The 6,187-nt window shown below is 60.4% G+C and carries 6 protein-coding genes and 1 pseudogene; 2 read left to right on the plus strand and 5 right to left on the minus strand.

The genetic code is table 11. The features are described 5' to 3' along the window. The 3 genes from ACE3OH_RS15125 to ACE3OH_RS15135 all read right to left on the minus strand — a co-directional run. Positions 1-1,141, minus strand: a 1,141-nt coding sequence (locus tag ACE3OH_RS15125) for a hypothetical protein (RefSeq protein WP_374354602.1), incomplete at its 3' end; no start/stop codon positions are given. Then, positions 1,138-1,875 (minus strand): hypothetical protein, encoded by a 738-nt coding sequence (locus tag ACE3OH_RS15130; RefSeq protein WP_374354605.1) that lies wholly within the window; start codon positions 1,873-1,875, stop codon positions 1,138-1,140. The genes ACE3OH_RS15130 and ACE3OH_RS15125, both read right to left, overlap by 4 nt. A gap of 158 nt (positions 1,876-2,033) precedes the next feature. Then, entirely contained in the window at positions 2,034-2,465 is a 432-nt protein-coding gene (locus ACE3OH_RS15135; RefSeq protein WP_374354608.1) for a GNAT family N-acetyltransferase, read from the minus strand. 191 nt (positions 2,466-2,656) lie between these two features. Here ACE3OH_RS15135 and ACE3OH_RS15140 point away from each other — a divergent pair, with 191 nt between their 5' ends. Together ACE3OH_RS15140 and ACE3OH_RS15145 are read left to right on the plus strand one after the other, a co-directional pair. Next, entirely contained in the window at positions 2,657-3,208 is a 552-nt protein-coding gene (locus ACE3OH_RS15140; RefSeq protein WP_374354611.1) for a helix-turn-helix domain-containing protein, read from the plus strand. Between the two features lie 29 nt (positions 3,209-3,237). Further along, positions 3,238-3,702: a GNAT family N-acetyltransferase gene (locus ACE3OH_RS15145; protein ID WP_374354613.1), complete on the plus strand. Its 465-nt coding sequence runs from the start codon at positions 3,238-3,240 to the stop codon at positions 3,700-3,702. Between the two features lie 167 nt (positions 3,703-3,869). On the opposite strand, the gene ACE3OH_RS15150 is transcribed toward ACE3OH_RS15145, so the two are convergent. Next, positions 3,870-5,174 (minus strand): ERAP1-like C-terminal domain-containing protein, encoded by a 1,305-nt coding sequence (locus ACE3OH_RS15150; protein ID WP_374354630.1) that lies wholly within the window; start codon positions 5,172-5,174, stop codon positions 3,870-3,872. Then, positions 5,175-6,187 (minus strand): annotated as a pseudogene (locus tag ACE3OH_RS15155) (M1 family metallopeptidase); the annotation flags it as partial.

Raw genomic sequence — 6,187 nt, forward strand, 5'->3', positions numbered from 1 at the left:
CGAAAGGGCCGGACAGGATTTCACCCTGGCTCAGGCCCCGGTATAGCGACAGGTATTCCCACTGGATCGAGCTATTGGTCTCGCGGGCCAGCAGCGGCAGGGTATCGCGCACAAAGCGGTCAGGATGCTGGCGCGCCAGCATGCGCAGGATAAAGGCGCGGCGCCACAGGTCCTTATCGCTCTGGTACATCGCCAGCCATTGCTCGAACGGCAGCTGGAAGCGAAACGCCAGGCTGGCATAGCCATACATATAGCGGCGCCACAGGGCACTATCCGCCGTGCGATACAGCTGGCCGAGGAATTCGCGCTCGGCGGCGAGCTGGGCCGGCGGCGCATCTTCACCGACAAAGCCCAGCAACATGGTCGGCAGGATGGCCTGGGTATCATTGCGGCGTGCCTGCGCCAGCAGATTGCTGCGATAGCGCTGGTCCACCGGTACTTCGCCGGCATAGCGGTAGGGTTCGATCAGATTGGGCAGCTCCAGGCGCAGCGCGTCTTTGGCGATCATCTGGTCGTCCGGATTGTCGCTGCGCGATTTGATCAGCTCGTGCGCCCGCGCCGTGCCGATGCTGCGCAGCGCCATGATGGCAAAGTGCCGGCTGAATTGCGTCGGGCTGTTCAGTGTTTTGCCGAGCAGCTCCACCGTGGCATCGGCCTGGCCGGACATCACCAGCGCGTAGACATGCAGCATGGCCAGATCATCGCTGCGCATGCCGGCGGGCAAATCGGCCGGCAAGTCAGCCAGCGCATAGGGTTCGGTAGCGCTGGAGAGAAAATAGATCAGCTTGTCGCGGCTGCTGCCGCCCTGGCCGGCCGGTAGCCGCAGCGCTTGCTGGGCAGCCGCTGCCAGGCTGAAACCCAGCGGTGAGAGCTGTTTGGGTAGTCGTTCGAATTGCAGATCACCGGCGGCCAGGCCATAGGGGCGGCCCAGCAAGGTGGTGTAGAGCAGCTTGGCCTCGAACGACAGCCGGGTGTTGGCGCGCCGGTCATCCGGGTAAGACTGGGCGGCGGCGGCCTTGGGCTGCAGGCCGAGATAGCCGCCCAAGCGGTCGATCAAACCATCGGCACGGGCGCCAAGCACCATGCACAGGGCGATCAAGGCAGGTAGCAGCGGTTTGATGCGGCTTGCCACGCTCATCATTTATTCCCCACATGGACGGTGAGGCGCATCAGCACTTGCACGGGCGCGGCGCTGGCGGCATCGAGGTTGTCCAGCCTTTGCAGGCCGGCATCGTCGAAATAGCGGTTTTCGCTATTGACTACGCCGCGCGCCTCGAACTGGCTGGCCGTCAATTCAAACCGCTGCTTGCATTTGCCGCCGGACTCCTTGTTGCAAGCCTGCACCTGCTCTTGCAGGCATTGCTCGCGTGCCGCCGTAATCCGCGATTTGGCGGCGGTGGCCCGATAGCTGCTCAGCACCTTGTACTGGCTGTAGTCATCGATATTGGCATCCTTGCCATAGCGATCCATCCCGAGCTTGATCAGCCCTTCGATCGCCTGGTCGGCATTGGCGCCGACCGGTAGCAGGGCCTCAAAGCGCATCAGGTGGATATAGGGCTGCTTGCCCGATTTGACATCATCGACATTGCGCGCCGCGCGCAAGTGCTCTTTTTCCACCAGGCTGCCCTTGAGGCCTTGCAGATAGCGCTGGATCGCTGCCTTTTGCCTGTCGAGCTGCGCCGCGACCTCGGTCGGCCGCACGCCTTCGATACTGGAGCCACCGCTGATCACCAGCTGATCGGGAGCGAGGCTGAGCGAGCAGCTCAAGGTGCGATAACTGCCTTGGCTGACATAGGGTGGCGGCGGTTCATCGTGAGCCAGTTGCGGTGCGATATCGAGGCCCAGCAGGGGCAAAAGCAGCAGTGCATTGATCACGTTGGATTCCAGGCAGGTTTGGATTGGCGCGGCACAACTTCACGAGGCCGGCTTGCGAAAGCCGGATTGTCGCTCACCTGTTACGGCCACGGGGCGCGGTAGTGCAAGGCGCCGGTCGCAGGCTGGTAAGTGGTCGACGCACGCGTGTAGCGGCTGCCTTAGCTTTCATCGACATAGCCACGCGCCAGCGCGTCTGCCTGGTCGGCAAAGATGGCCATGGCGGTGCGCATGCGTTTGAAACCCAGCCTCTTGTAGAACGACTCCTTGCCCGGAACGGCGTACAAGATGATCTTCTTGTGGCCGGCAGACAACTCGACCAGCCTGGCAACGATTGCCTTGCCCAGGCCAAGCCCTTGATGGCTGGGCAGTAGCGCGATATCGCAAATGTAGGAGCAATCGATGCCATCAGCCAGCGCACGCCCGGCGCCGACCAGCCGGCCGTCGTCGCGAACAAGGCATTTGAACAGGCTATTGGTGAAGACGGTTTTCAAGGCATCGGGACTTTTGTTTCCAAGCGGCGCGGCTGCATACAGGGCAGACAATTCATTCCAGTCGAGATCATCGATCGAATACGACCAAACAAGGGGCACGGCTTACTCCTGTTCAAGCTGAAAGCTGGGGGGCCTTGCGGGCAAAGGCACTTTGCCGGACAGCTGAGTTTCATGGTTGCGCGACCGGGACGACGGCCATCGTGCCCGGTCTGCCGCCGAGCGTAGCAGTAGCACGCATCCCCAGCAAAATCGCGCTCACAGTATCTCAAAAATGAGATATATTCCCCAAAATGGAAAATTCACTTGATACCCTGATCGCCAAGCGCTTGAAAGCGTTGCGCGCAGAGCGGGCCTGGTCCCTGGATGAACTGGCACAACGCAGCGGCGTCAGCCGCGCCACCCTGTCGCGTCTGGAAAATGCCGAAGTCAGCGCCTCTGCGTCTGTGTTGGGCAAGCTGTGCGTGAGCTACGGCATCACCTTGTCGCGCTTGATGCAGCAGGTGGAATCGCAATTCGAGCCACTGCTTCGTGCGGCGCAACAGGTGGAATGGCTGGACCCGGATACCGGCTTTCGCCGCCGCAGCGTGTCGCCACCCGCCATCGGGCTGGCCGGCGAAGCGATACAGGGCGAATTGCCTGCGGGGGCCACCATCGCCTACGAGGGCTCGCCGCGGCCGGGGCTTGAGCACCATCTGATCATGCTGGCCGGCAGTCTCGAACTGACCGTGGCTGGCAAGACCTATCAACTGGCGGCGGGTGACTGCCTGCGCTACCAGTTGCATGGCCCCAGTCGTTACCAAGCCGGTGCGGCTGGTGCCCTGTATTACCTGTTCCTGGTTTGACTGTTTTCTCCTGCCCGATGAGCCCTGTGATGAATATCCGCATTGATGACCTGCGCGGCGACGCGATCCGCCAGCTATTGCAAGAACACCTTGACGATATGTATGCCACCAGCCCGCCGGAGAGTGTGCATGCCCTGGACCTGGACGCCCTGCGTCATCCGAGCATCACCTTCTGGAGTATCTGGGATGGGGAGGTTCTGGCCGGCTGCATCGCGCTCAAGCGCCTCGATGCCTGCCATGGCGAGATCAAGTCGATGCGCACGCCGCGCCAGCTGCGCCGCCGCGGCGCGGCCAGACTGCTGCTCGATCATCTTATCGGGCAGGCACGCCGGCAAGGCTATACCCGGCTGAGCCTGGAAACCGGCTCGATGGATTTCTTCAAACCGGCACACGCCTTGTATGCCAGCGCCGGATTCACGTTTTGCGGGCCGTTTGGCGACTATGTGGCCGACCCCAATAGCGTATTCATGACGCGCGAACTGCTTGCTGCCTGATCAGCCACAGCCACTGATCGATGCCCTTGCCCGCGTATGCGGGGATTGCCCGGAATGAAAGATGTGCCATCGATCCGGGCATTCAATGTTCCAAGCAGCAGGAGCGGTCACGGTCCGCGTCGGCAGTGCTTGTCGCGGGTATAGCCCGCTCCTGCGATACAAGATCTTCAATTGTCCTGATCAGGACTGCGTTTGGTGATTGATCGGAATTTGCCCAGATATCGCTGCAGCTGCGGCAATACGCGTTGCTTTTGTCTGGCGCGTGCTCGGATGTTTTCGGCAACGTGGCCAGCGTCTTCCAAGGCGAGTGGCAGGCGCGTCTTGGCAAACGCTTCGATCTGGTCTGCATAGCGCTCATCGGTGGCGCTACGAAGCAGGCTGGGGTAGAACACGCCTAGGCGAAACGCGGTCTGCATGTTTGTCAGCTGCTCAAAGCGTTGCATGGCAAATGCCCAGCTACTGTCCATATGCCCGCTTTCCGCAACGGTTCGCAGGATGAAGTCGGTCACAGCGCTGGGAAGCTTCCGGTCCAGCGCCATGTGCATCGAGGTTTGGGCAAGCTTGGGGTCTGATGCTGCAAACATGGCGAATAAATAGTCGTCTTTTGCCTGGGCTGATTCCGCCGTTTGCGACAACTTCCATAGGGTGTGATAGGTGCTTGCGTCGGCACTTCGCCCTGCCAGATGTACGACAGCGCGCGTTACTTCTGGTGACAGCTGGTTTTGCCCCTTTGCGATGCCGGCAAAATACACCTTGGCTTGCCCTAACACGCCCGAGTCGCCGAGGTCGCCCAGAACGGAGATCAACTCCGCCCGGGTCTGGCGCATATTGTTGCTGTCTATCGGCTTACCTTCCCAGCCAAGCTGCGCCAGCTTGCTGGATAAGGTGGCTTGCACGAAGCTGCGCCACGATCCCTGCAGCGGGCTCTCCCCGGTAAAGCGATCGACTGTGCGCAGATTCGCCGCAACTGATGCCCACAGTGCCGGGGCGTCTTCAGTTTGCAATTGCTGCAGCAGATCAAGATAGTTGTCGAGCGCTATGCGGCCACTGCTGGCTAGAGCCCAGGTATCGGACAGCAGCTTTTGTTTGGCACTAACCGGCAATCGGGCAAAGTTTCGGGTCAGCGCTGCTTGTAGTTCGGGCGCATATTGCACACGGAAAAAGCCGATATTGCCCGGATCGATCATCAAGCCTTCGTCGCACCCGGCCTGGACGATGTGCTCGCTCGCTGCCTGCAGCAGCACCTGCATGGATGTGCCGCTGCCGTTGTCTATCTGCAGCGGGATGCGCCAGTGTTGTGCTTTGGCCTTGTTCGCCTCCAGGGTGTAACGCTCCTGGGTCAGTTCAATGTGGCGCTCATTACCTACGCAATACGCGCTGACCTTGATCAAGGGGAAGCCGGCCGTTTCCGTCCAGTCGCGCGCGATCTGGCCAACCGGCTGTCCCGAAACACTCTCCAGCTCCGCCCACATATCTGCGCTGGTGGTGTTGCCAAATTGGTGTTTGGCCATATAGCGGCGCATGCCGGCACGAAACACGTCCTCCCCAAGATAGTGTTCGATCATGCGTAACTAGGTAGCGGTCTTCTCATAGGTGACCGGGTCGAATCCATTGTTTGCTTCCGCTTCATCGTTGACTGCGCGGTGGATCGGATGCGAGGCGTCGGCAGCGTCAAACACCAGCGCTTTCTCGATTACCTTGTGGCTATTGATATAGACCTGCCAGTCGGGGTGCAGATGGTCGGGGGCTTTGCTCTCCATCCAGGTGGCAAAGCCCTCGTTCAGCCATAGATTGTCCCACCAGGCCATGGTGACCAGATTGCCAAACCATTGGTGGGCCGTTTCGTGAGCGATGTACTGGAATACATGCTGGTGTGTGGCCTGGCTGGCAGTTTTCGGGTCGAGCAACAAATGGAAGTCGTTGTAAACAATTGCCCCCCAGTTCTCCATGGCATTGGGAATGCCGCCCGGTACGCCAATGTGATCTAGTTTGGCCAGCGGATAGCGCATGCTGAAGTAGTCGTTGTAGTAATCGAGCAGATCGGCGCCGGCATCCAGTGCAAAGGCGCTTTGCGCCTGCTTGCCCCGGGTAGTGACCACGCCGGTCTCCACCCCATTGTGTTGGCGGCTGATGCGCTCCAGTTCGCCTGCGACCAGCACCAACAGGTAGCTGGCCATTTTGGGCGTGGGGGCAAATTCGATGCGTTGCATCGAACTGGGCAGAGCGGTTTGCCTTACTACCGGCGTATTGGAGTAGGCCGTAAAGCTGCTGGGCAAATCTACCGACACGGTAAAGCTGGCACGAAACGCCGGCTCGTCCCAGCAAGGCAGGAGTCGACGTGCATCGGTGGCTTCCAGCTGTGTGCCGATCAGCTGTTTTTCCTGCTTGCCTTGTCGATAGGTGTCGAAAAACATGCCTTCGGCCTCGCGTTTGATCAGGCCGCGAAAGCGGATCGCCAGGCGATACTTGCCGATAGGCAAGATAC

Source organism: Chitinimonas sp. (genome assembly GCF_041904975.1).
Lineage (GTDB): Bacteria > Pseudomonadota > Gammaproteobacteria > Burkholderiales > Chitinimonadaceae > Chitinimonas.